Annotated in this window: 21 protein-coding genes; 9 read left to right on the plus strand and 12 right to left on the minus strand. The window is 70.4% G+C overall.

The window, feature by feature from the left end; all coding sequences use genetic code 11:
• Nucleotides 1-208 precede the first annotated feature (208 nt).
• The 4 genes from ACFVX6_RS14595 to mgrA form a co-directional block, all read right to left on the minus strand.
• The gene (locus tag ACFVX6_RS14595) at nt 209-1,519 is read right to left on the minus strand and encodes an extracellular solute-binding protein (RefSeq protein ID WP_389691302.1); all 1,311 of its coding nucleotides are present in this window, start codon (nt 1,517-1,519) and stop codon (nt 209-211) included.
• Nucleotides 1,520-1,816: 297 nt separating this feature from the next.
• Nucleotides 1,817-2,434 (minus strand): SMI1/KNR4 family protein, encoded by a 618-nt coding sequence (locus ACFVX6_RS14600; protein WP_389691304.1) that lies wholly within the window; start codon nt 2,432-2,434, stop codon nt 1,817-1,819.
• A gap of 59 nt (nt 2,435-2,493) precedes the next feature.
• Complete coding sequence (locus ACFVX6_RS14605; protein ID WP_389691306.1) at nt 2,494-2,919, minus strand: DUF192 domain-containing protein; 426 nt, start codon at nt 2,917-2,919, stop codon at nt 2,494-2,496.
• A 317-nt stretch (nt 2,920-3,236) separates the two neighbouring features.
• Nucleotides 3,237-4,274: an L-glyceraldehyde 3-phosphate reductase gene (gene mgrA, locus ACFVX6_RS14610; protein WP_389691308.1), complete on the minus strand. Its 1,038-nt coding sequence runs from the start codon at nt 4,272-4,274 to the stop codon at nt 3,237-3,239.
• Between the two features lie 139 nt (nt 4,275-4,413).
• Between mgrA and ACFVX6_RS14615 the strand changes: the two genes are divergently transcribed.
• The 6 genes from ACFVX6_RS14615 to ACFVX6_RS14640 all read left to right on the plus strand — a co-directional run bounded on the left by ACFVX6_RS14615 (nt 4,414) and on the right by ACFVX6_RS14640 (nt 11,082).
• Nucleotides 4,414-5,187, plus strand: a complete 774-nt coding sequence (locus ACFVX6_RS14615; protein ID WP_389691310.1) for an isoprenyl transferase — start codon at nt 4,414-4,416, stop codon at nt 5,185-5,187.
• A 415-nt stretch (nt 5,188-5,602) separates the two neighbouring features.
• The gene (locus ACFVX6_RS14620; protein WP_266880864.1) at nt 5,603-6,919 is read left to right on the plus strand and encodes a PhoH family protein; all 1,317 of its coding nucleotides are present in this window, start codon (nt 5,603-5,605) and stop codon (nt 6,917-6,919) included.
• A 436-nt stretch (nt 6,920-7,355) separates the two neighbouring features.
• Nucleotides 7,356-8,054: a transglycosylase SLT domain-containing protein gene (locus ACFVX6_RS14625; RefSeq protein WP_389691312.1), complete on the plus strand. Its 699-nt coding sequence runs from the start codon at nt 7,356-7,358 to the stop codon at nt 8,052-8,054.
• A gap of 145 nt (nt 8,055-8,199) precedes the next feature.
• A complete protein-coding gene (locus ACFVX6_RS14630; protein WP_389691314.1) occupies nt 8,200-9,588 on the plus strand; it encodes an AI-2E family transporter in 1,389 nt (462 codons plus the stop codon).
• The gene (locus ACFVX6_RS14635; RefSeq protein WP_389691316.1) at nt 9,572-10,342 is read left to right on the plus strand and encodes a hypothetical protein; all 771 of its coding nucleotides are present in this window, start codon (nt 9,572-9,574) and stop codon (nt 10,340-10,342) included. The genes ACFVX6_RS14630 and ACFVX6_RS14635 overlap by 17 nt, the downstream gene beginning before the upstream one ends.
• Nucleotides 10,343-10,383: 41 nt before the next feature.
• Nucleotides 10,384-11,082, plus strand: coding sequence for a hypothetical protein (locus ACFVX6_RS14640; RefSeq protein ID WP_389691318.1), 699 nt, complete (start codon nt 10,384-10,386; stop codon nt 11,080-11,082).
• Between the two features lie 70 nt (nt 11,083-11,152).
• Here ACFVX6_RS14640 and ACFVX6_RS14645 read toward each other — a convergent pair whose 3' ends face one another.
• Both ACFVX6_RS14645 and ACFVX6_RS14650 read right to left on the minus strand, forming a co-directional pair.
• On the minus strand, nt 11,153-11,692 hold the full coding sequence (locus ACFVX6_RS14645) for an alkyl hydroperoxide reductase (protein WP_389691320.1): 540 nt from the start codon (nt 11,690-11,692) through the stop codon (nt 11,153-11,155).
• Nucleotides 11,693-11,695: 3 nt separating this feature from the next.
• Nucleotides 11,696-12,250 carry a peroxiredoxin gene (locus ACFVX6_RS14650; protein ID WP_243335739.1) on the minus strand — a complete coding sequence of 185 codons (555 nt, stop codon included), beginning with the start codon at nt 12,248-12,250 and terminating at the stop codon, nt 11,696-11,698.
• A 134-nt stretch (nt 12,251-12,384) separates the two neighbouring features.
• Here ACFVX6_RS14650 and ACFVX6_RS14655 point away from each other — a divergent pair, with 134 nt between their 5' ends.
• Nucleotides 12,385-13,332, plus strand: a complete 948-nt coding sequence (locus ACFVX6_RS14655) for a LysR substrate-binding domain-containing protein (RefSeq protein ID WP_389691322.1) — start codon at nt 12,385-12,387, stop codon at nt 13,330-13,332.
• Nucleotides 13,333-13,375: 43 nt separating this feature from the next.
• Here ACFVX6_RS14655 and ACFVX6_RS14660 read toward each other — a convergent pair whose 3' ends face one another.
• From ACFVX6_RS14660 to ACFVX6_RS14670, 3 genes are read right to left on the minus strand one after another with little or no spacing between them, the layout of a single operon-like run.
• Nucleotides 13,376-15,817 (minus strand): ABC transporter permease, encoded by a 2,442-nt coding sequence (locus ACFVX6_RS14660; protein ID WP_389691324.1) that lies wholly within the window; start codon nt 15,815-15,817, stop codon nt 13,376-13,378.
• Nucleotides 15,814-16,500 carry an ABC transporter ATP-binding protein gene (locus ACFVX6_RS14665; RefSeq protein ID WP_389691326.1) on the minus strand — a complete coding sequence of 229 codons (687 nt, stop codon included), beginning with the start codon at nt 16,498-16,500 and terminating at the stop codon, nt 15,814-15,816. Before ACFVX6_RS14665 ends, ACFVX6_RS14660 begins: the two co-directional genes overlap by 4 nt.
• Complete coding sequence (locus tag ACFVX6_RS14670; RefSeq protein ID WP_389691328.1) at nt 16,497-17,021, minus strand: PadR family transcriptional regulator; 525 nt, start codon at nt 17,019-17,021, stop codon at nt 16,497-16,499. The genes ACFVX6_RS14665 and ACFVX6_RS14670 overlap by 4 nt, the downstream gene beginning before the upstream one ends.
• Nucleotides 17,022-17,162: 141 nt before the next feature.
• Here ACFVX6_RS14670 and ACFVX6_RS14675 point away from each other — a divergent pair, with 141 nt between their 5' ends.
• The gene (locus ACFVX6_RS14675; protein WP_389691330.1) at nt 17,163-18,671 is read left to right on the plus strand and encodes a DUF2079 domain-containing protein; all 1,509 of its coding nucleotides are present in this window, start codon (nt 17,163-17,165) and stop codon (nt 18,669-18,671) included.
• An 88-nt stretch (nt 18,672-18,759) separates the two neighbouring features.
• Here the strand turns inward: ACFVX6_RS14675 and ACFVX6_RS14680 are convergent, their stop codons facing one another.
• The 3 genes from ACFVX6_RS14680 to ACFVX6_RS14690 all read right to left on the minus strand — a co-directional run bounded on the left by ACFVX6_RS14680 (nt 18,760) and on the right by ACFVX6_RS14690 (nt 20,788).
• A complete protein-coding gene (locus tag ACFVX6_RS14680) occupies nt 18,760-19,467 on the minus strand; it encodes a peptidylprolyl isomerase (RefSeq protein WP_389691332.1) in 708 nt (235 codons plus the stop codon).
• A gap of 104 nt (nt 19,468-19,571) precedes the next feature.
• Nucleotides 19,572-19,877 carry a hypothetical protein gene (locus ACFVX6_RS14685; protein WP_389691334.1) on the minus strand — a complete coding sequence of 102 codons (306 nt, stop codon included), beginning with the start codon at nt 19,875-19,877 and terminating at the stop codon, nt 19,572-19,574.
• Nucleotides 19,874-20,788: an SPFH domain-containing protein gene (locus ACFVX6_RS14690; RefSeq protein WP_389691336.1), complete on the minus strand. Its 915-nt coding sequence runs from the start codon at nt 20,786-20,788 to the stop codon at nt 19,874-19,876. Before ACFVX6_RS14690 ends, ACFVX6_RS14685 begins: the two co-directional genes overlap by 4 nt.
• Before the next feature lie 297 nt (nt 20,789-21,085).
• Between ACFVX6_RS14690 and ACFVX6_RS14695 the strand changes: the two genes are divergently transcribed.
• Entirely contained in the window at nt 21,086-23,341 is a 2,256-nt protein-coding gene (locus ACFVX6_RS14695; protein WP_389691338.1) for a transglycosylase domain-containing protein, read from the plus strand.
• Nucleotides 23,342-23,388 lie beyond the last annotated feature (47 nt).

The raw sequence follows: 23,388 nt of genomic DNA on the forward strand, positions 1-23,388 counted from the left end.
CCGCCCCGCGCGCCTTGTGGGCGCTCGCGGGCGACTGGGCCTCGGCCTTGGATCAAAGCCGTACCAGCCATGATGCCGCCCGGGGTGGGGTGCGGCAGGGGGCGAAGGTCCCTTTCGACAGGGGCGTTCGGGGGTCCTTCGGCGTCAGCAGGGCGCTGCGTCGGCAGGGCGCCGTGTCGGCAGGGCACCGTGTCGCCAGAGCGCTGTGTCAGCGCCCCTTCTTGGCGTCGTTCGCCTTGGCGGCGATCTCCTCCAGGACGGTCTTCGGGTCGCCGGAAGGGTCCACGGCGCGGCCGATGTTGCGCTTGATGGTGTCGCTGATCACCACCCAGGACGGGTCGTTGACCGGGTACAGCTGCGCGCCGCGCAGGGCGTTCAGGAACTGCTGGTCGTTCTTGTCCATGCCCGAGGACCCGGCCAGCGTGCGGGAAGCCGAGACGGTGGACGGCAGCAGGTGGTAGCGGCCGGCGAAGTCCGCCAGGTTCTTGTCCCGGTAGACGAAGTCGAGGAACTTGCCGATCTCGTCGCGGTGGCCGTTCTGCTTGAAGGCCATCATCCAGTCGGCCACGCCCACGTTCGGCGGGACCTCCCCGGAGCCCAGTGTGTCCGAGACGGGCATCGCGACGGCGCCGACCGTGATCCCCTTGGCGCGCGCCTCGTGCGCGAGCTGCGGGTAGCCGTTGAGCATGCCGACCTCGCCGCGGGTGAAAGCGCCGAAGGCGTCGGCGCGGTTGAGCTGCGACGGGGGAGTGGGGCCGAGCAGACCGGGATCGACCAGGTGCTGCTTGATCCACTTGAAGGTCGCGATGTTCTGGTCGGAGGCCAGGCTGTAGTTGCCGCTGCTGTCGGCGTAGCCACCGCCGTTGCTGAGCTCCCAGATCATCGCCTCGGCGTGCGCCTCTTCCGGGCCCAGGGGCAGGGCGAGCGGGGTCTTCACGCCCTTGGCCTTGAGCGCCGTGGCCGCGGCCTTCAGGTCCGACCAGGTCTTGGGCTGCCAGCCGTTCTTGGCGTCCTTCGGGATGACCCCGGCGGCGGTGAGCAGCTCCTCGTTGTAGAAGAGGAGGCGGCTGCTCGCCACGAAGGGCAGGCCGTAGAGGGTGTTGTGGACGGAACCGGCGTCGGAGAGGGGCTGGAGGAAGTTCGCCTCGGCGGTGACCGAGAGGAGCTCGGGCGCGGAATAGAGCTTGCCCTGCGCCGCGAAGTCCGAGTAGCCGCCCATGAGCGCCATGTCCGGGGCGTTGCCGGACTTGACCATGCGGGAGACTTCGCGGTCGATGTCGGCCCACGGCAGGAGCTGGACCTGGACCTTGATGTCGGGGTTCGCGGCGGTGAAATCAGCCGTCACCTTGTCCCAGAAAGCCTTGGAACTGGTTGCCGGGTTGTCCCCGTATTCGGCGGCGACGAGGCGGAGGGTACCGCCGTCATCAGCGCTTCCGCCGGAGCTGCCGCAGCCGGCCAGCGGTATCAGCAGACCGAGCACGACCGTGGTGGCGGCCGCGCTGAAGATTCTTCGTCGCACGGGTGGATTCCTCTGATTTTCTTTTGAGTCCCGTTATTACTTATGAGTTACTCCGGGCTGTGGTGTCCCTCAGTGGCCCGTTGGCCGGAATTCTCTCCTGAGGAAGGGTGGTTGGTTCCATTGGGGCGGCACTTGTGGTCAATGCTCCAACTGCGGCATTTCGGAATGGTGTTTTCCGATATGTGATCAACAATTCGGACGCGCGTAGACATGCCGAAACGCCCGTTTCCGGCCATGGAGTGGCGCGGAACGGGTGGAAACGGGTGGGAGGGGGGTCGGGGCGCGAGCGGGCGGTTCTCAGTCCGCGAAGTCGCCCGCGTACGGATCGGGCTCGCCCGTTTCGGGGTTGCGCCCCTCCTGCCAGCGGCGCTGGGCCTTCTGCCAGTGCACGAAGCTGAGGTGGCCGCCGTCCCAGAAGGTGATGCTGACCGGGCTCACGTCGAACTCGTCGTTGCACAGCAGGTAGAGGAACTCGGCCATGCCGTACGGGTACACCGCGAAGGAGTCGGCGGTGTGCCGGCCGACCACCAGAACGGGCCAGCGGTCGGGGTCGGGGTCGGTCGTCAGCCAGCAGAGGATGTCGGAGCCGCCGGTGACGCCCCAGGCGAGGATCGACTCCGGGTCCACGTCGAAGGCGGCCCGGCCGCCCTCCGCCTCCCAGACCTGGCGGGCGTTGGCCGTCTCCTCCGCCATCTGGGCCGGGTCCCACTGGAGCCCGGGCTTGGGCAGCGGCAGCAGCACGCTCGCCTCGCCGTTGATCGAGCCCGCGCCGAAGCGGCCCATGAAGGCGATGAAATCGGCGGGGAAACGGCTGCCCCAGACGGCCTCGGCCGCCTGCCAGTCGATGTCCTCGTCGGCTCCGTGGGTCGCCGGCATGATCTGCTCCAGCGCTTTGATGCGCGCGTTCTCGGTCATGCCGCTCCCCTGCCACCCCAGCTCAACCGCCCCAACCTACCGCCGGTGCAGGGTGGCGCCTAGCCGGTGGTGAGACGGACCCGGAGCGGGGAGCCGACGCGCAGGCCCCAGGCGGCCATGGCTCCGGCCTCGGCCTCCAGGACGTGGCGGGCGCGCAGCCGGGGGAGGCCGAGCCGGCCCGGGACCATGGTGGTCAGCGCGATGACGGTGAGCCGGCGGTCGAGGTGGGCCACGTCGATGGCGAAGCGCATCCGGAAGGTGTGCACGCTCGAGGCCGGGGTCAGGAGCATCGCCCCCTCGATCCCGTCCCGCCCGAGCAGGCCCCGCGTGCGGGCCCGGTAGGAGGCGGCCACCTCCAGGGGCACCTCCACGGGCACCTCCGCGGCCACCCCCGCGGCCACCTCCGCGGCCACCTCCAGGGGCTCCGGCCCCCGTTCCATGTAGAGCGTGGCCGCGCCGTCCCGCCACCGTTCCCTGTTCCCCATGCGGCCCACCCTAGGGTCCGACCCACCCCGCGGTCCGGGCTTCGGCGTCAAGCCGGCGCACCCGTCGGGGTCCCCCTGGGGAGGGACGGTGGGAAGTTGGTCCGTACGGGCTCCCGCCGGGCCCCGCAAGGGCTGTGGGGCCGTTTCGGCTCTGCGCAGTGCTCCCGGACGGCTCCGGAGCGTAATCGTGTCGCGGTGATGCGCGCAGCACGCTTTACGAAGGGTTATGGTGGAACCCCCCCCCTCGGGCCGGTCCGTATCCCCCCCACGGACCGGCCCGTTTTTTGTCCCCGCACAGTGCCGGGCAAAGGCGCAGGTCAGCCCCGCTGGGCCCAGATGTTGGCGCCGGGGGTGGACACCGCGAAGGAGTCGATCTCCTTCAGCTCCTGCTCCGACAGCGGTGCGCCGGACAGGGAAGCCACGTTTTCCTCGAGCTGCTTCACGCTCGACGCGCCGATCAGCGCCGAGGTCATCCGCTCGTCCCGCAGCACCCAGTTCAGTGCGAGCTGGGCCAGCGTCTGCCCGCGCCGCGCAGCGATCTCGTTCAGCCCGTTCAGCCGGCGCACGACCTCGTCCGACAGCAGGTCCGGGTTGAGGGACTTGCCCTGGGTGGCCCGTGAGCCCTCCGGGATGCCCTTGAGGTACTTCCCGGTCAGCAGCCCCTGCGCGAGCGGCACGAAGGAGATGCAGCCCATGCCGGCCTCCTCCAGGGTGTCGAGCAGGCCGTCCTCCTCCGTCCAGCGGTTGATCATGGAGTACGAGGGCTGGTGGATGAGGGGGCGCACGCCCATCTCCCGCAGCAGCCGGGCCGCCTCGGCCGTCTGCTCCGCGGTGTACGAGGACACGCCCACGTAGAGCGCCTTGCCCTGCTGGACCGCGGACGCCAGCGCGCCCATGGTCTCCTCGAGCGGCGTGTCCGGATCGAAGCGGTGCGAGTAGAAGATGTCGACGTAGTCGACGCCCATCCGCTTCAGCGAGGCGTCCAGCGAGCCGAGCAGGTACTTGCGGCTGCCCCACTCGCCGTACGGCCCCTCGTGCATGAGGTAGCCGGCCTTGGTGGAGAGGACCAGCTCCTCGCGGTGGGACGCGAAGTCCTGCGCGAAGATCTTGCCGAAGTTCAGCTCGGCCGAGCCGGGGGGCGGGCCGTAGTTGTTCGCCAGGTCGAAGTGGGTGACGCCGAGGTCGAAGGCCCGGCGCAGGATCGCCCGCTGGGACCCGAGGGACGCGTCGTCGCCGAAGTTGTGCCAGAGGCCGAGGGAGATCGCGGGGAGCTTGAGTCCGCTGCGGCCGGTGCGCCGGTACTCCATGGAGTCGTAGCGCGAGGGCTCTGCCCGATAGGGATTGTTTTCAGTCACGTTGTCCTCCCTATCACGGACTTGTGACAGGACCGAGTTGGATGCGGGATCCCGTCGCGCAGTAATGTGGCGGTCTGTGGACTTGGGGGGGGACCACCGCATTCCGCACGGGGGTATCGCTCGGAGGGGCTGGAAGATCGTGAAGCTGCGCGACCTGGTACGCCGTCCTGTGTACAGGCTCTACGCACGCCGGGTGGAAGGCCGCATCGACCATGACGAGACGCCCAAGCACATCGGTGTGATTCTCGACGGGAACCGGCGCTGGGCCAAGGCCTCCGGAGGCACGACGGTGCAGGGCCACCAGGCCGGCGCCGACAAGATCTCCGAGATGCTGGGCTGGTGCACCGAGACGGACGTCGAGGTCGTCACCCTGTGGATGCTCTCCACGGACAACCTGGACCGGCCCGAGGTCGAGCTCCGCCCGTTGCTCAACATCATCGAGAACACCGTCCGGGGCCTCGCCGCCGACGGCCGCTGGCGCGTCCACCACGTCGGCAACCTCGACATCCTGCCCGCCGGGACCCAGACCGTCCTGAAGGAGGCCGAGGAGGCCACCCGCGACGTCGACGGGATACTCGTCAACGTCGCCGTCGGCTACGGCGGCCGCCAGGAGATCGCCGACGCGGTCCGCTCGCTCCTGCTGGAGCACGCCTCGAAGGGCACCTCCTTCGAGGAGCTCGCCGAGATCCTCGACATCGAGCACATCGCGGAGCACCTCTACACGCGCGGCCAGCCCGACCCGGACCTGGTGATCCGCACCAGCGGAGAGCAGCGGCTGTCCGGATTCATGCTGTGGCAGAGCGCGCACTCCGAGTACTACTTCTGCGAGGTCTTCTGGCCGGCCTTCCGCAAGGTCGACTTCCTGCGCGCCCTGCGCGACTACGCCGCCCGCCACCGGCGCTACGGCAGCTGACTCCGCCCGGCAGGCCCCCTTACGGCGCCTGACCTGCGGTTTTCTGACGCCCCTTCGGCACCTCGCGGCGCGCCCGGACTCCTCCGTGGCGCGCCGTACCCGTGTTCCCGTACGCCCTGCCCGTCCCCCGGGACCCTCCGCGCGAGGCCTTCACCAGGGATTCACCGAGCGTCCGTCATATGCCATGGCATGGCTGGACCCATTCGGGGAATATCCCTTGCAGGTCGACGCCCGATCCACGGGTGTCGAGTCTCAGCGGACGGCATGGGGTCGTCCGCCCGGGAGGCCCTTTGCACCAGGACGCACGTGCGGTTCGCACGGACGGAGTGGAGGGCCGGAAGTCGGCCCGCGCAGGGGTGCCGATGACCGGTCCGGTCTTCATGGCCCGACCTCTTCCGAGGGGGTACGTCCTTCCGTGGTGACCAGCACAAAGAGCCGCCTGCCCGACAGGCGGACCTACGTCCTCGACACCAGCGTCCTGCTGGCAGACCCCAACGCGATCTCCCGATTCGACGAGCACGAGGTCGTGCTCCCGATCGTGGTGATCACCGAGCTGGAGGCAAAGAGGCACCATCCCGAACTCGGCTACTTCGCCCGTCAGGCCCTGCGGCTGCTCGACGAGTTCCGGGTGCTCCACGGTCGCCTCGACGCACCCATCCCGCTGGGCGATCTGGGCGGCACCCTGCGCGTCGAGCTCAACCACTCCGACCAGAGCGTCCTGCCCGCGGGCTTCCGGCTGGGGGACAACGATTCGCGGATCCTCGCGGTCGCACGCAACCTCCAGGCCGAGGGCTACGACGTCACGGTCGTCTCGAAGGACCTCCCCCTGCGCATCAAGGCCTCCTCCGTGGGGCTGATGGCAGAGGAGTACCGCGCGGAGCTCGCCATCACCGATGCCGGCTGGACCGGCATGACGGAGCTGGCGCTCTCCGGGGAACAGGTGGACCTCCTCTTCTCCGAGGAGCGGCTCTACGTACCGGAGGCCGCGGAACTTCCCGTGCACACCGGTCTGGTCCTCCAGTCGGAGCGCGGCAAGGCACTCGGTCGGGTCACGGCCGACGGCAACGTGAAGCTCGTACGGGGCGACCGCGAGGCCTTCGGGCTGCACGGCCGCAGCGCCGAGCAGCGGATCGCGCTCGACCTCCTGCTCGACCCCGAGATCGGGATCATCTCGATGGGTGGCCGGGCCGGCACCGGAAAGTCGGCGCTGGCGCTGTGCGCGGGGCTGGAGGCCGTACTGGAGCGGAGGCAGCATCAGAAGGTGATGGTCTTCCGGCCGCTGTACGCGGTCGGCGGCCAGGACCTGGGCTACCTCCCCGGGGACGCCAACGAGAAGATGAGCCCCTGGGCCCAGGCGGTGTTCGACACCCTCTCGGCGGTCGCCGGGCGCGCGGTCATCGAGGAGGTGCTGAACCGCGGGATGCTGGAGGTCCTGCCGCTCACGCACATCCGCGGCCGCTCGCTGCACGACGCGTTCGTGATCGTGGACGAGGCCCAGTCGCTGGAGCGCAATGTCCTGCTGACCGTTCTGTCCCGTATCGGGGCCAATTCGCGGGTGGTTCTCACCCACGACGTGGCCCAGCGGGACAACCTGCGGGTCGGCCGGTACGACGGAGTCGTCGCCGTGGTCGAGAAGCTGAAGGGGCATCCGCTCTTCGCGCACATCACGCTGACCCGTTCCGAGCGCTCCCCGATCGCCGCGCTGGTCACCGAGATGCTGGAGAACCTGTAGGGCCGGCCGACGGCCCGTACGGGCCGCAAAACAGGTAAAACGCGCATAGCGGGAAGGTGAGTTGGCGCCGCCCGGCAAAGGCCAGAGAGCCTAGCCGGGCGGCGCCCTCGCGCACAGGGGTTTGCAAGAAGCAGGGGTGACATGCCAGGTGTGACCTTTCCCACGCAACGGAGAATTGCCCTGCGGCATCGAGGTCCGGCAGAGTCTGTTTTCCGTCAGGCCCCGCATACGGCACACCTGTATCTCCCGTGAGATGCGCGCAGTACCGCTAACTCCACAATCGATCGCCGTATGCCGCCCGGAGCATCACGCGGCACTCCCGCAAGGGAGTTGCCCACGGGCCCGCGCCTCCAGTGACCGCACCATCATGGAGGCCAGCGTCAAGGGCACTATTGCGCCCGCGCAGTCACTGCGGACGCTGCTGGAAGGAAACCGTGTGAGCCGGATCTCGGTTCGGGGATTCGCAGTGGCTTCGGCCACCGCTGTCACCACCGTCGGCGCCGTCGTGGGTGTTGCCACTGGCGACCCCGCCTCGAACGATCTCGAGACGACCGCGTCCGGGACGACTCTCCTCACTGACATCCCGGTCGGCGAGCAGGCGCAGGTTCAGAACGCGTCCCTGACGCAGCAGGCCGACTCCATCGCGCACGCCGCCGACGTCGACGCCAAGCGCTCGGCGGAGGAGGCGGCCCGCATCCAGGCCGCCCAGGACGCCAAGTCGAAGAAGGCCGAAGCGCAGAAGGCCGCCGACGACAAGGCGAAGAAGGAGCGCGAGGAGAAGGACCAGGTCGCCAGCCGTTCCGCCTCCCGCGACGGATCCTCCTTCGCTCCCCAGGCCTCCTACACGGTCGCCCAGGTCAAGGCGATCGCCCAGCAGATGGTCCCGGCGGGGCAGTTCCAGTGCTTCTCCAAGATCATCAACCAGGAATCCACCTGGAACTACCAGGCCGTGAACAAGTCCTCGGGCGCCTACGGCCTCGTCCAGGCCCTGCCCGGTTCGAAGATGGCCTCGGCGGGCGCCGACTGGCGCACCAACCCCGCCACCCAGATCGAGTGGGGTCTGAACTACATGAACTCCCGCTACGGCAGCCCGTGCGGAGCCTGGAACTTCCACCAGGCCAACAACTGGTACTAGGCACACCGGACACCGGGACGAGAGCGCGCCCGCGCGCCTCAACCCCGAGGAGCCCCGCACCGTCCTACGGTGCGGGGCTCCTCGCGTGTACGGTCTTTCGAGGCGTGCCCCGGTGCGCGGTCCAGGGCGGGGGGAAGGGAACGACATGGCGAAGACAGGCTGGCTCGGCCGGCTCGGCAAGAGCCTGAGCGACGTGGAGGCCCGGCTCGCGGAGCGGCGCGCCGAGGTCGAGGCCGAGACCTCCGGCAACCTGCCGGCCGCAGGGCCCGGCGCCACCGCGTCCCCGGCTGCTTCCCCGGCGCCCTCCTCCCCGCCCTCTGCACCCTCTGCGCACCCGGGCGCCGAACACGCCGGCTACGCCACCCCGCTGCGCCCCGACCCGGTATCCGTCATCCCGTGGGGGGTGCGCGTCGCCGCCGAGGCGAGCTGGCGGCTGCTGCTGCTCGCCGGGATGCTCTGGGTCCTGATGCGGGTCATCAGCGAAGTCCGCCTGGTCGTCCTCGCCTTCGCCGCCGCCCTCCTGGTCACCGCACTGCTCCAGCCCTTCGTGGTCCGGTTGCGCCGGCTCGGGATGCCCCGCGGCCTGGCCACGGCCGTCACCGCGATCCTCGGGTTCGTGGTCATCGGGCTGGTCGGCTGGTTCGTGGTCTGGCAGGTCATGGACAACCTCGACGATCTCTCGGCCCGGCTGCGCGAAGGCATCAACGACCTCAAACTCGCCGCGCTGGACAGTCCGTTCCACGTGACCGAGAAGCAGATCAACGAGATCGCCAAGAACCTCAGCGAGACCATCGGCACCAACACCGAGCAGATCACCTCCGCCGGCCTGCAAGGCGTCACCGTCCTGGTCGAAGTGCTGACGGGCATGCTGCTCGCGATGTTCTCCACGCTCTTCCTGCTCTACGACGGCAAGCGGATCTGGACCTGGGCGACGGGCCTGCTCCCGGCCGCCGCCCGCCCCGGCGTCGCCGGCGCCGGTCCGCGCGCCTGGCGCACCCTGACCGCGTACGTGCGCGGCACGGTCCTCGTGGCCCTCATCGATGCCGTGTTCATCGGCCTCGGCCTCTACTTCCTCGACGTGACGATGGCCGTCCCGCTCGCCGTCTTCATCTTCCTGTTCGCCTTCATCCCGCTCGTCGGCGCCGTGATCTCCGGCGCCCTCGCCGTGGTCGTGGCCCTGGTGACGCAGGGGCCGTTCACGGCGCTGATGGTGCTGCTGGTGGTGCTGGCCGTGCAGCAGATCGAGGGCCACGTGCTCCAGCCCTTCATCCTGGGCCGGGCGGTACGGGTCCACCCGCTCGCGGTGGTGCTCTCCGTGGCGGCCGGCGGCCTGGTCGCCGGCATCGGCGGAGCGGTGGTCGCCGTTCCGTTGGTCGCCGTCACCAACACCGTGGTCGGCTACCTGCGGGCCTACTCGCGCGAACAGCTCCACCACGGACTCTCCCCGGTCGGCCCCGGGCCGCACGGTGCGACGGCCCTGGGTCAGACGGCATCCGAGGCGGAGGAGACACGTACGGGTGATAACGGAGCCTGAGTTCGACGGCGGCTCGTCCGGTCTGCCGGGGCCGGAGGGCCTTGAGGGCCCGGAGGCACTGGAGGGGCCAGAGGGGCCGCAGGGGCGGGAGGGCTACGGCGGCTCCCCGCCGCAGGGCCGCCGACCCTGGCGGTGGGCGCTCGGCGGGGCCCTCCTCGCCTCCGCGCTGTGGGCGGGCGCCTGGTGGGCCGCGACCCCGCAGGACCACAGCCCGCCGCTGCGGTACGCGCTGCCCCTGAGCCTGTGCGACTCGGCGAAGCTGCCGGGGATCGCCCGGCTGGCGGAGGTCATCGGGTGGGACCACACCCCGCGGCTGTGGGAGCACCCGGGCGTGGACCGGGCGATGTGCATGCTGCGCACACCGCCGGTCGATTCGGAGGGGCCCCGGCGCTGGCTCGCGTACGAGGCCCAGGTCTCGATGGAGCTGCACAAGCGCACCGACCCCGCGCCCGAGTTCGGGGCGGATCCCGGAGCGGTGGGCTGGATCGGCCTGGGCAAACCGGACCTCCGCTCGGTGCCCGGGCTCGGGGAGCGGGCGCTGATCTCCGAGACGGAGTACGGGAGCGGGTGGCGGCTGACCGTGCTCGACGGGGGCGCGGTGTTCACCATGGACGTGGCGGTGTGGTCGGGGGGCGAGGGCGAGCCGAGCACCGGCGAGGTCGTCCCGGAGGATCCGCCGAAGCCCGATTCCGACGCGGTCCAGGCTGCGATGATCGACGACATGCACGGCCTGATGAAGGCGCTGCGCAGGTAGGCGCGGTAGGTGCCGGGGCGCGGGGGACGGGGGACACGGGGATGATCGGCGAGCCCGAGATCGACGGGGGCTGGGCCACGGCGAGCGGGGCGGAGGGGGCCGCGGAGGCCCTTCCGGGCGAGCCCGGGCGAGAGGGCGTACGGGGCGCGCGGAGACCGTGGCTGTGGGCGCTGGGCGGGATGGTGGCGGCCTCGGCGGTGTGGGCGGGCACGCTGGCCGTGCAGGAACGCTTCCCTGATGTTCCGCGGCTCGACTACCGGCACTCTTCCGACCTGTGCAAGGAGTTCGAGCTCAAGACGATCGGCCAGGCCGCCGGCCGGAAGTTCGAGGGACGCCAGAGCGCCGAGGGCGTGCACCTCGCGCAGGACTGGTCGTACTGCACGGTCTCCACGCAGTACGTGGAGGGGACCATGATGTACGGCGCCCAGCTGCTGGTCGAGCTGCACAAGAAGGGCGACCCGGAGGCGGAGTTCGCCACCGGCGCCGGGACGGACCCGGCGACCCGGCTGGACCTCGACGAGCGCCAAGAGGTGCAGGGCCTCGGCGACCGGGCGGTGCTCGACCGGTACTACGCGCACGGCGGATCGCGGCTCATGGTGCTCGACGGAGGGGCGGTCTTCACCCTCACCGTGCAGTGGTTCAACGCGCGCGACGAAGAGCCCGCCGGCATCGACGAGAACGCGATGGACGCGGCGATGATCGAGGACATGCGGGCGCTGATGGCGAAGCTGGAGCGGTAGCCGCGGACGTGTACGCACGCAGGGCCCCGCGACCGGAGTCGCGGGGCCCTGCGGTGGGTATGGCGGGGTGTCACTCGCCCGCGAGCGCGGCCTCGGAGTCGAGGGTGACGGCGACGGCCTGGATCACCGCGGCGATCTTGAAGGCCTCCTGGACCGCCTCGCGGTCCACGCCGGCCTTGCGCAGGACCTGCTCGTGCGAGTCCAGGCACTGGCCGCAGCCGTTGATCGCGGAGACGGCGAGCGACCACAGCTCGAAGTCGACCTTCTCCACGCCGGGGTTGCCGATGACGTTCATCCGCAGGCCCGCGCGCAGGTTGCCGTACTCCGGGTCGGAGAGCAGGTGGCGGGTGCGGTAGAAGACGTTGTTCATCGCCATGACCGCGGCGGCCGCCTTGGCGGCGGTGTACGCCTCGGGCGACAGGGCCGCCTTGGCCTCCGGCTCCAGCTCACGCAGGACGCGCGGGGAACGGGCGGCGATGGCGCAGGACAGGACCGTGCCCCACAGCTGCTGCTGCGTCAGGGTGTCCTGATTGCCGATGACCGAGCCGAGGTTCAGCTTCAGGTCCTTGGCGAAGTCCGGCAGGGCGGACTTGAGCGCGTCGAGGGACATCGCTCACTCACCGGCCAGCAGCGCGCCGGCGTCGATGGTGCTCTCGCCCTTGTTCCAGTTGCAGGGGCACAGCTCGTCGGTCTGCAGGGCGTCGAGCACCCGCAGGACCTCCTTGGGGTTCCGGCCGACGGAACCGGCGGTCACCATGGAGAACTGGATCTCGTTGTTCGGGTCCACGATGAAGACGGCGCGCATCGGGAGACCGTCCGAGCCGAGGATGCCGAGGTCGGCGCAGAGCTCGCGCTTGATGTCGGACATCATCGGGAAGGGCAGGTCGCGCAGGTCGGCGTGGTCCTTGCGCCAGGCGTGGTGGACGTACTCGGAGTCGAGCGAGAAGCCGAGGATCTGGGCGTCACGATCGGCGAACTCGTCGTTCAGCTTGCCGAAGGCGGCGATCTCCGTCGGGCACACGAAGGTGAAGTCGAGCGGCCACGAGAACATGATCTTCCACTTGCCCTCGTAGGTCTTGTGGTCGATCTGCGCGAACTCGGCTCCGGCCTCCAGCGAGACGCAAGCGGTCAGGTCGTAGGTGGGGAACTGGTCGCCGACAGTGAGCACGTGCTCTCCTTGCGCAAAGGAAAGTGACCCTTTTGGGGGCTTTCCGGGGGGTTGGACGTATCTCACATGCTGACATAGCCGCATTGATTGCAGAAATAGCTAGCCTGGTGCGCAGTGATCGGAGGTGCCTATCAGTGGCTGTGGGTCATAGAGGACCGAAACAGGCGACGCTCGCGCAGCTGCGGGCCTTCGCCGCCGTCGCCGAGCAGCTGCACTTCCGGGACGCGGCCGCCGCCATCGGGATGAGCCAGCCCGCGCTCTCCGGGGCCGTGTCCGTGCTGGAGGAGGCGCTCGGGGTGCGGCTGCTGGAGCGGACCACGCGCAAGGTGCTGCTCACGCCCGCCGGGGAGCGGATCGCGGGCCGCGCGCGGGCCGTGCTCGACGCGATGGACGGGCTGCTGGAGGAGGCCGAGGCCGTACGGGCCCCCTTCACCGGGGCGCTGCGGCTCGGGGTGATCCCCACCGTGGCCCCGTACCTGCTGCCGACCGTGCTCGGGCTCTTCCACCGGCGCTACCCCCGGCTCGACCTCCAGGTGCACGAGGAGCAGACGGCCTCGCTGCTGGAAGGTCTGGCCGGCGGCCGGCTCGACCTGCTGCTGCTCGCCGTACCGCTCGGGGTGCCCGGGGTCACCGAACTGCCGCTCTTCGACGAGGACTTCGTCCTGCTCGCGCCGCGCGATCACCCGCTCGCCGGCCGCAAGGACATCCCGCGCGAGGAACTGCGCGGGCTGCGGCTGCTCCTCCTCGACGAGGGGCACTGCCTGCGCGACCAGGCCCTCGACATCTGCCACGACGCGGGACGCACCGCCGGGGCGGACGTCACCACGACGGCCGCCGGCCTGTCCACCCTCGTCCAACTGGTCGCCGGCGGGCTCGGCGTCACGCTGCTGCCGCGCACCGCGCTGCGCCTGGAGACCGCCCGCAACGAGCACCTGGCCACCGGCTACTTCGCCGAACCGGCGCCCTCGCGGCGGATCGCGCTGGCCATGCGGACGGGAACGGCCCGCGAGGAGGAGTTCCGCGCCGTCGCCGACGCACTGCGCGAAGCCGTACGCCCGCTCCCCGTCTGGCTGACGGACTAGCGGGCGTACGGGGCTGCGTGCGGCGGTTACTGCGTGCGCGCGGTTACTCCGTGCGCAGCCCGTCCGGGCGCATCAGCCGCAGCAGGGGCGGCAGGCTGAGCAGGGTGACCAGGACGGCCACGCCCGCGCCGATGCCGATCATCGACAGGACCGAGGCCCAGTCGATCCGGAAGGGAACGGACGCCATCTGCATCAGCACCGTGCCGAGCGCGAGCCCGACCACCGTGGCCAAGGCCAGGCCCAGGCCGATCGGCAGGGCGGTCTGCCACAGCACGGACAGGCTGAGCGTGGAGCGCTTCGTGCCGAAGGCGACCAGCGCGGACAGCAGCTTCTTGCGCTCGCGCAGCTGCTCCAGCTGGGAGACCAGCAGGCTGGCGCCGATCAGCATCAGCACGAGGGCGGAGCCCACGAACAGGCCGGTGCGGATGGAGGAGTAGCGGTCGTTGACCTCGGTGGCCCGCAGGGTCAGCGGGACGGCCAGCGGATCGGCCTTGAAGACGGCGTTCCGGGCCAGCTCCACCGCGTCGGGCATCTTCGGGTCCAGCTTCACGAACACCTGCGTGGACTGGTACCTGCCCATGCCCTTCGGGGCGGCGGCCGGGGTGGCGAGCAGGCCGGTGGCCGTTCTGCCGACGGGGTCCTGGCGGGCCGTGACGGTCCGGGCGTCGGCGGGCACGGTCCACGGGACCGGGGCGCCGCCCTCGCCGCCGTAGATGTTGCCCGTGAACAGTGCGTCGCCGGGCCGGGCGGCGTCGCCGCCCATGGTGCGGTTCGCGTCGGCGCCGGCGATGACGAAGACGTCGCCGTCCTTGCAGGAGGGCAGCTGCGCCACCTCCGCGAGGGCGGCGCAGGTGCCCATCGTCACCATGCTCGTGGCGTCCTCGTACTCCATGCCCGTGCTGCGCCCGGCGAAGGTGGAGCCGAGGGCCACGGCCTGCGTGACGCCCTTGGCCCCGTCCAGGGCCCGGGCCAGGGGCTCGCCCCCGGCGGGGGAGCGCGACATGACGGAGATCGAGGCGCGGGTGGGGTCCTGGCCGGTGTCCTCGGTGTACGAGTCCGAGGTGCCGGCGAAGAGCATCTGCAGGGCGATCGCTCCGGCGACCGCCACCGCGATGCCGTTGACCAGCCGGGCGGCGCTGCCGCTGGTGAGCTGGAGCCGGCGGGCGGCGAGCTGCCAGGAGACCGATCCGGCGCCGCCGATCCGGCCGACGACCCGTTCCAGCACCCAGGGGAGCAGGACGGTGATGCCGACGAGGAGCAGGACCACGCCGCCCGAGACCTGCCACTGGTTGAACTGCCCGCTGTCGTTGCCCTTGCCGATCAACGGGGCCAGCAGGCCGAGTCCGGCCAGCGGGAGCAGCAGTCGCCACCAGATCCGGCGCTTGCGCGGGGTCGTCGTACGGACCACACCGAGCGGCTCGATGACCACGCCGCGCAGGGCGAACAGGGTCACGGCGACGGCCGCGGCGGGCACGGCGACCGCGATGAGCGCGGCCAGCCAGGGCGCCGGGTTGAGGTCGGCGGGGAAGACGCTGCGCTGGTCGAGGTCCATGGCCGGGGCGAGTTGCCGGGCGGCCAGGAAGAACCCGGTGCCCAGGGCCAGGCCGATCAGCGATCCGGCGGCCGCCTCGCCCGCCGCGATCCGGCGGACCATCCGGCCGTCGGCGCCGACCAGGCGCAGTGCGGCGAGCCGGCGGTCGCGCCGGTCTCCGCCGAAGCGGACGGCGGCGCCGATGAACACGGCGACCGGCATCAGCAGGGCGACGAACGTCAGCACCACGAGGAGCGTGAGGACGGGATCGAGCGCCTGCTTCTCGATGGTGTTCGCGAAGGCCGTGATCCGCTTGACCTCGTCGGGCAAGGTCTTCTGGAGTTCCGTGAGCCGGTCGCTGCCCGCGTAGAAGTAGAGGTCGCCGGGGCCCACCAGGCCCGCGTCGCCAATGGTCGCGACGATCTTCCCGTCAAGGCGGTCGCGCAGCAGCCTGCCCTCACCGGTCTTCATCAGCCGGTCGAGGGCGGGGGAGACGACCAGTTCACCGGCGCCGGGGAACTTCTTCACGCCGGGCGGCAGCGGGGCGTCCGGCCCCTCGGGCTGTACGAGCCGTCCGTCGACCCCGTAGGAGCGGTAGGACTGGTCCACTTCGGCGATCAGCAGCGTGTCGCGGCCGGGCTGCTCGGCGGTGGGCGAGGTGAACGTCATGCGTGCGTCGCCGCGCGCGTCGCGGGCGGCCATGGCGCTCGGGACGGCGCTGGTGATGAGCAGCAGGGCCACACCGAGGCCCACGCCGACACCGGTCAGGAGGGTACGGGTCCAGCCCTCGCGGCCGCCGCCGAAGGCGAAGCGGGCGCCGAGCCCGAGGTCGCGCAGCCAGACGCGGAACGCGCGCTCCGCGCCCGGGGCGCCGGGGCCGTCGTGTCCGCTGCGCCGGCCCTGAGGGCTGCGCCCGCCCTGCTTGCCGTGCTTGCCGGCGGTTCCGAGACTCATACCGCGCGCTCCATGTCGCGGGACTTGCCGTCGCGCACGACGATCTCGCGGTCGGAGTAGGCGGCGACGCGGGTCTCGTGCGTGACGAGGACGACGGCGGCGTTCGTGGACCGGGCGGCCTCGGTGAGCAGCTGCATGACGAGCTCGCCGTTGAGGGAGTCGAGGGCGCCGGTGGGCTCGTCGGCGAAGATCAGCCGGGGGTTGGTGACGAGGGCGCGGGCGACGGCGACGCGCTGCCCCTGGCCGCCGGAGACCTCGCCGGGGCGCTTGCGGCCGAGGTCGTCGACCTGGAGCCGCTCCATCCATTCCAGGGCGGTCCGTTCGGCCTGCTTGCGCTTCGCGCCGGTGAGGCGGAGCGGCAGGGCGACGTTCTCGACGCAGGTGAGCTCGGGGACGAGCTGGCCGAACTGGAAGACGAAGCCGAACTCGCCGCGGCGCAGGGCGCTGCGCTCGCCGTCGTTCATGGCGGAGAGCTCGCGTCCGGCGTAGGTGATGGTGCCGGAGTCGGGGGTGACGATCCCGGCGAGGCAGTGCAGCAAGGTCGACTTGCCGGACCCGGACGGACCCATGATGGCGACGATCTCGCCGGCGTGGATGGAGAATTCGGCGCCGTCGAGGGCGTGGGTGGTGCCGTAGGTCTTGCGGAGGTCCGTGGCGCTGAGCAGAGTGCCGGCCGGGGTCATCGCTGTATCTCCTGGGCGAGCTGGTCGAGACGGGCGGCGGTGAGTTCGAGCCACCGCAGATCCGCTTCGAGGTGGAACAGGGCGTGGTCGCAGACCAACTGGTCGGCGAGGTCCCCCTTGCGCTTGCGCTGGGTGAGGATGCGCATCAGGCGCAGGTGCTCGGAGCGCTGGGTGTCCAGCAGCTCCTGGGCGCTGCGGCCGGTCAGCAGGGCGAGGACGACCTTCGTGTAGAGGGTCGAATGGAGGTACGGCTCGGGCTTCTCGGGCTGGGTGAGCCAGCCCTCGACGTCGGTGACGCCCGCCTCGGTGATCGCGTACCGCTTGCGCTCGGGACCGCCGCCGCTCTCCACGCCGTCGACCTCGACGAGACCGTTCTTCAGCAGCCGGGACATGGTCGAGTAGACCTGGCCGTAGGCGAGGGGCTTGTCGTGGCCGAATCTCTCGTCGAAGGTCCGCTTGAGGTCGTAGCCGTGACGGGGGCCGGCCTCCAGGAGGCCGAGGAGTGCGTGACTGATGGACATGTCGACGACTATACACACGGTGTATACGCTCGATGTATACGTGGAGTGCATAGCTGGCGGAGTCCGCCATTCGAAGGGAATCCGCCCACGGAGGAGGCGGCTCCGGGCCCGGCCGGGACGTTGCTGGCATCTTGAAGGTTCATGCGAGCACCCACCGGCAATACCGCCGCCCTCCCACCGCAGCAGACGGGCGTCGAGGAACGGACGGCGCCGACGCCGTCCGCGGAAAGCCGTCCCCAAGCCGACTGGTGGATCTGGGGCATGGCGGGGGCGCTGTTCTTCGCCTACATGGCCCTGTCCCTGCGGATCCACGAACGCCTGCTCTCCCGCAGCTTCGATCTGGGGATCTTCGTACAGGTCGTGCGTTCCTACGCATCGGGGCACCTGCCCGTCTCCGAGGTCAAGGGGCCCGACTTCCCGGTCCTGGGAGACCACTTCTCCCCGATCCTGGCCCTGCTGGCACCCCTGTACTGGCTGTGGCCGTCGGTGAAGGTGCTGCTCGTGGCGCAGGCCGCGCTGGTCGCCGGGAGCGTGCTGCCGCTGGCCTTCTGGGCCCGCCGGACGCTGGGCTCCGCGGCCGCCGCGGTCATCGGCACCTGTTACGGGGTCTCGTGGGGCATCGCGAGCGGGGTCTCCTCCGACTTCCACGAGTGGGCCTTCGCTCTTCCGCTGCTCACCCTCTCCCTGACGGCCCTCGGCAGCGGCCGGCTGCGCGCCGCCGCGTACTGGGCGTTGCCGCTCCTGCTGGTGAAGGAGGACCTCGGTCTCACGGTGGCCGCGATCGGCCTGGTCATCGCCTGGCGGGGCGGGCGCGGCGGGCGCAGGCCGGGGCTCCTCACGGCAGCGGCCGGGGTGGCCGGGACCGGGCTGGCCCTGCTGGTGCTGGCCTCCTTCCATCCGGGCGGGTTCGACGGCTATCTCGTCTCCCACAACCCCGGTGGCGGCTCGGGCGGCTCGGGCGGCGCGCTGGTGGGGGAAACGCAGGGCGGCGTGCTGGAACTCCTCCACCAGCTGACGCTCGGTCTGATCACCCCGCAGGAGAAGGTCACCACCCTCCTCCTCATCCTGGCCCCCACCCTCTTCCTGGCCCTGCGCTCGCCACTCGCGCTGATCGCACTGCCGTCCGTGCTGTGGCGCCTCGCCTCGAACTACCCGCCCCACTGGGGCACCGGCTACCACTACTCGCTGCTGGTCATGCCGGTCGTCTTCGTGGCTTTCGTCGACACCCTGCAGCGACGGGGGGCGAGCGGCCGCAGCCTGTACCGCTACCTGGCGGGCTCCGCGGCGGTCACCTTGTTGCTGCTGCCGCACTATCCGCTCTGGCAGCTGACCCGGCCGGAGACCTGGGTGAAGGATCCCCGCATCGCGGTGGCCCACAGCGTGATGGACGAGATCCCGGACGACGCCACGGTCCAGGCATCGCACTATCTCGTGCCCCACCTCGCCGACCGCACCAGCGTGAGCCTCTACGGATGGGGGGACAGCCGCCCCAACCCCGAGTGGATCATGGTCGACACCCAAGTGCAGCCGCATCTGCGGTGGCCGATGTCGGTCATCCAGGAGCAGATCTCCCTGGACGAGGCCCGGGCCCGGGGGTACCACACGGTGGACGACAGGGACGGCTTCGTCCTGCTGAGTCGCACGGGGTAGCCGCCGGCGCCCCACGCGGCTGTTCGCGGTGGTCAGTCGCCCACCGTCATTTGGCCGGGGTCACTGGACCGGGGTCACTTGGCCGGGGTCACTTGACCGGGCGCTGCACCGTGACCGACTTGATGACGACGGGCTCCTTGGGCCTTCCGTCGGTCGATCCGTCCGCCGTCCCCTTGGCGGCGATCTTCGCCACCGCGTCCAGCCCGCCGACGACCTTCCCGAAGGGGGTCCAGCTGGGCGGCATGCGGAAGGTGGGATCGGCGTAACTGATGAAGAACTGGCTGCCGTTCTTTCCGGGCTCGGCCTTGGACATGGCGACGGTGCCCGCCGGATAGGCGGCGCCGGCCAGATTTTCATCCTTGAACCAGTACCCGGGGTCCGAATTACCCTCCCCGGTGGGGTCGCCGCATTCCAATACGAAAATCCCCCGAGTTGTGACCCGGTGGCATTTGCTGCCGTCGAAGTATTTCCTTCCGGCCAGGAAGGAGAACGAGTTGGTGGTGCACGGCGCGTCCTTGGTGAGGGCCTCGATGGTGACGGGGCCCTCCTCGGTGTCGATTCTCACCGTGTACGGCCGGGCCGCCGCCACGGCGTCGAATCCCGGGGCGGCGGCCTTGTTTCCGCTGTCGGAGGGCGTGTAGGCGCACGTGACGGGCGGTTTGGAATCCGTGAGGCCACCGGTGAGGGAGAGCGCCGTCCACGTGAGTCCGGAACACGTGGCGACCACCGCGATCGCGATGGCCGCTTTCCGGCCCGCCCGTCGTCCGCCGGATTTTGTCCCACTGGTCAGATTCATACGAGCCTCGAATTCGGTGAGCGGCCGTATATGACGCGGTGAGCGTATCCAGTCGTACGAAGGCGGGCGTGCGGCACACGCCGTGCAATTCAGGCGGAAACCCCTCAGGAATCCGGTGCGTTACGGGGGCGGCCCCGGGGAGGGATGGGGCCCGCCCCGCCGGGAAGGCGGCCGGCTTCGGACAGGGCGCGGCGGAGCAGGAACTCGATCTGCGCGTTGGCGCTGCGGAGTTCCTCCCCCGCCCACCGCGCGAGCGCGTCGTGCACCTGCGGGTCGAGCCGCAGCAGCACCTGCTTGCGGGCCTGCCGAGCGGCCTTGGGGGCCGCCGCCGGTCCCTCGGCCGGGCCGCCGGAGGCCCGGTCGCCGGAGGCCCGGTCGGCGGGGGAGTCCGTGCCTTCGTCGGGGCTCACTGGTAGAGGGTGCCCGTGTTGACCACCGGCTGGGCCGCGCGGTCGCCGCACAGGACCACCATCAGGTTGGACACCATCGCCGCCTTCCGTTCCGGGTCGAGGTCCACGATCTCCTGCTCCGCGAGGCGGGTCAGGGCGAGCTCGACCATACCGACCGCGCCCTCGACGATCTGTTTGCGCGCCGCGACGATCGCACCCGCCTGCTGGCGCTGGAGCATCGCGGAGGCGATCTCCGGGGCGTACGCGAGGTGGGTGAAGCGGGACTCGATGATGTGGACGCCGGCGGCCTCGACGCGGGTGGACAGTTCGGCGGCGAGCTTCTCGGTGATCTCCTCGGCGTTGCCGCGCAGCGACAGGCCGCCGTCCTCGTGGGCGTCGTAGGGGTACTCGATCGCGATGTGCCGGACGGCCGCCTCGGTCTGGGTCTCGACGAACTCGGTGAAGTCCTCGACCTCGAAGACGGCCCGCGCGGTGTCCTCGACCCGCCACACCACCACGGCCGCCAGCTCGATCGGGTTGCCGTACGCGTCGTTGACCTTCATGACGGCCGTCTCGTGGTTCCGGACCCGGGTGGACAGGGGGCGGCGGGAGGTCAGCGGGTTGACCCAGCGCAGCCCGTCGGTGCGGACGGTGCCGCGGTAGCGGCCGAACAGCTGGACCACGCGGGCCTCGCCCGGCGCGACCGTGTTCAGGCCGCTCATGGCGACGACGGCGGTGATGGTCAGGAGGACGCCCGCCGCGATCAGGCCCGCCTTGGCTCCGTCGCTCCCGGACACCGCGCCGAGCGCGATCAGGCCCGCCCCGGCGGCCACTCCCGCCAGGCCGAGCAGCAGCGCGAGCCCGCCGCCCACGCTCCGCGCGGGGAACTCCCGTACGCCGGCTTCGGTGCCACCCGTGGTGTTCGTCATCATGTGCCCCGTTTCGTTCAGTGACGGCCGGTCGAGCCGCTTAGCAAAGTGATATCACTTTTTTGGGGCGAACGGGAGCCGGGTGACGGCGGGATGGGAGCGGGATCGGGGCAGGTGGCGGGAAAGCGGTGCGGGGCCCGGCAACCTCCGGGGCTCCGGCTGCGTCGGTTCCTGTGGGATGGGTGCTCATTGTCACGTCCGAATTGCCCGGTATGAGAGCCCGTTGGCCGGTTTTTGTCACAGCCTGCGGTGTTAGCTTTCTGAGCTGACGTCGGGGGGTTATCGAGCGGAGCGGGAGCGATGGGCCGAGCAGAAGCGCGAAAGGCGCAGCAGCAGCGCGGTGCGCGACGCGCGCCGCGCGGGCGCGTCAAGGGCAAGGGCGGGACCTCGGGCGGCAAGCCGACCGGCATACGCCGCTTCTTCACCTGGAGGAAGGTGCTCGGCACCTTCTTCGGGGCGGTGCTGCTCGGCATGGCGGCCCTGATCGGCCTCTACTTCTACGTGGAACCGCCGGACCCCAACGCCGAGGCGCTGACGCAGAACAACGTCTACAAGCTCTCCGACGGCACGGTCATGGCCCGCGTCGGCACCACGAACCGCCAGATCGTGTCGATCGACAAGATCCCGCAGGACGTGCAGACGGCCTTCATCGCCATCGAGAACAAGTCCTTCTACAGCGACCGGGGCGTCGACCTCAAGGGCATCGCCCGAGGCGTGTTCAACACCGTCACCGGCAAGGGCAAGGCCGGCGGTTCGACGATCACCCAGCAGTACGTCAAGAACTTCTACCTGACGCAGGACCAGACGGCGACCCGCAAGCTGAAGGAGCTGATCATCTCCCTCAAGGTCGACCAGGAGATGGAGAAGCCCCAGATCCTCGCGGGTTACCTGAACACCAACTTCTACGGCCGCAACGCCTACGGCATCCAGGCCGCGGCCCAGGCCTACTACGGGGTCGACGCCGACAAGCTGACCCTGGAGCAGGGTGCGTACCTCGCCGCCGTCCTCCAGGCCCCCAGCCAGTACGACTGGGCGACCGCCGGCCCGAACGGCAAGAACCTGGTCATGATCCGCTTCAACGCCGTCCTCGACAACATGGTCGAGATGGGCAAGCTGGACCCGGCCAAGCGCAAGGAAATGAAGTTCCAGGAGCCGATCAAGCCCAAGGCGCCCAGCGGCATGGAAGGCCAGAAGGGCTACCTGATCCAGGCCGCCGACGAGGAGCTCAAGCGCCAGACCGGCATGAACGACGGCCAGCTCAAGGCCGGCGGCTGGGAGATCACCCTCTCCATCGACCCGAAGAAGCAGGCGGCGCTGGAGAAGGCCGTCCAGGACGAGCTGGAGTCCAAGCTCGACCGCAAGGGCCGCCCCGTCGACGCCGCCGTGCAGGCCGGTGCCACCTCCGTGGACCCGAAGACCGGCGCGATCGTCGCGATGTACGGCGGCACCGGGCAGAGCGAGCAGTGGGCCAGCAACGCCCTGCGCAAGGACTTCCAGCCGGGCTCGACCTTCAAGCCGGTCGTGCTCGCCTCCGCCCTGGAGGGCAAGGCGAGCACGCAGGACGGGAAGCCGATCACGCCCAACACCCTCTACGACGGCACGAGCAAGCGCCCCGTGGTCGGCAGCGACGTCCCGTTCAACCCGCAGAACCAGGACGACCGCAACTACGGCGACCCGATGATGACGGTGCAGTCCGCCACGAACTCCTCGGTGAACTCCGTGTACGCCCAGATGATCGTGGACGTCAAGCCGAGGAACGTGAAGAAGACCGCCCTGCAGCTCGGCATGGTCGACCGCGACGGCTGGCCCGAGGACAAGCCCGCCATGTCGCTCGGCACCATGACAGCCGACACCGTCGAGATGGCCGGCGTCTACGCCACCTTCGACAGCCACGGCAAGAAGGTCACGCCGAGCATCATCAAATCCGCCAAGCACGCGGACCGCGAGTACAAGCCGGTCCGCGCCGTCGGCGACACGGCCATCAGCCGCAAGACCGCCGACACCGTCACCAAGGTGCTCACCGGCGTCGTCGAGGACGGCTCCGGCAAGGCCGTGAAGAGCTCGGCCTACGAGGCCGCGGGCAAGACCGGCACCTCCGAGAACAACTTCTCCGCCTGGTTCACCGGCTTCACGCCCGAACTCGTCACCGTCGTCGCGATGTTCGGCGACGAGCCCGGCACCCACAAGCAGACCAGCCTGACCGGTACCGCCGGCGGCGGCCGCGCGGGCGGTTCCAGCTTCCCGGCGTCGATCTGGAAGCAGTACACCCTCGACGCGCTCAAGGGCGGCAAGACCGGCTCCTTCGACCTGGACGAGGCCGACATGGGCAAGGTCCAGTCGCCGAGCGCCAGCATCTCCCCGTCGAACACGCCGAGCCAGTCCGCGACCACCCCGGCGCCGCCGTCCGGCAACACGCCGTCGTCCCCGACTCCGACCCCGTCGAAGCCGACCCCGACGCCGTCGAAGCCGACCCCCACCCCGTCGAAGCCGACGCCGACCCCGACCCCGTCGAAGCCGACGCCGACACCGCCGGACCCCCAGGCGCCCAAGCCGTAGGTGCCGGAGCCACCCGGACACACCACCGCCCCGCGGGCACGAAGCTG

This window comes from Streptomyces sp. NPDC058289, assembly GCF_042880975.1.
Lineage (GTDB): Bacteria > Actinomycetota > Actinomycetes > Streptomycetales > Streptomycetaceae > Streptomyces > Streptomyces stoeckheimensis.

What these genes read in the sequence shown, in the direction of transcription:
- ACFVX6_RS14600 (WP_389691304.1), bottom strand. Translation starts at nt 2,434, where the DNA reads ATGACCGAGAACGCGCGCATCAAAGCGCTGGAGCAGATCATGCCGGCG.
- ACFVX6_RS14605 (WP_389691306.1), bottom strand. Translation starts at nt 2,919, where the DNA reads ATGGGGAACAGGGAACGGTGGCGGGACGGCGCGGCCACGCTCTACATG.
- ACFVX6_RS14630 (WP_389691314.1), top strand. Translation starts at nt 8,200, where the DNA reads ATGGCGAAGACAGGCTGGCTCGGCCGGCTCGGCAAGAGCCTGAGCGAC.
- ACFVX6_RS14640 (WP_389691318.1), top strand. Translation starts at nt 10,384, where the DNA reads ATGATCGGCGAGCCCGAGATCGACGGGGGCTGGGCCACGGCGAGCGGG.
- ACFVX6_RS14645 (WP_389691320.1), bottom strand. Translation starts at nt 11,692, where the DNA reads ATGTCCCTCGACGCGCTCAAGTCCGCCCTGCCGGACTTCGCCAAGGAC.
- ACFVX6_RS14660 (WP_389691324.1), bottom strand. Translation starts at nt 15,817, where the DNA reads ATGAGTCTCGGAACCGCCGGCAAGCACGGCAAGCAGGGCGGGCGCAGC.
- ACFVX6_RS14665 (WP_389691326.1), bottom strand. Translation starts at nt 16,500, where the DNA reads ATGACCCCGGCCGGCACTCTGCTCAGCGCCACGGACCTCCGCAAGACC.
- ACFVX6_RS14670 (WP_389691328.1), bottom strand. Translation starts at nt 17,021, where the DNA reads ATGTCCATCAGTCACGCACTCCTCGGCCTCCTGGAGGCCGGCCCCCGT.
- ACFVX6_RS14675 (WP_389691330.1), top strand. Translation starts at nt 17,163, where the DNA reads ATGCGAGCACCCACCGGCAATACCGCCGCCCTCCCACCGCAGCAGACG.
- ACFVX6_RS14680 (WP_389691332.1), bottom strand. Translation starts at nt 19,467, where the DNA reads ATGAATCTGACCAGTGGGACAAAATCCGGCGGACGACGGGCGGGCCGG.
- ACFVX6_RS14690 (WP_389691336.1), bottom strand. Translation starts at nt 20,788, where the DNA reads ATGATGACGAACACCACGGGTGGCACCGAAGCCGGCGTACGGGAGTTC.
- ACFVX6_RS14695 (WP_389691338.1), top strand. Translation starts at nt 21,086, where the DNA reads ATGGGCCGAGCAGAAGCGCGAAAGGCGCAGCAGCAGCGCGGTGCGCGA.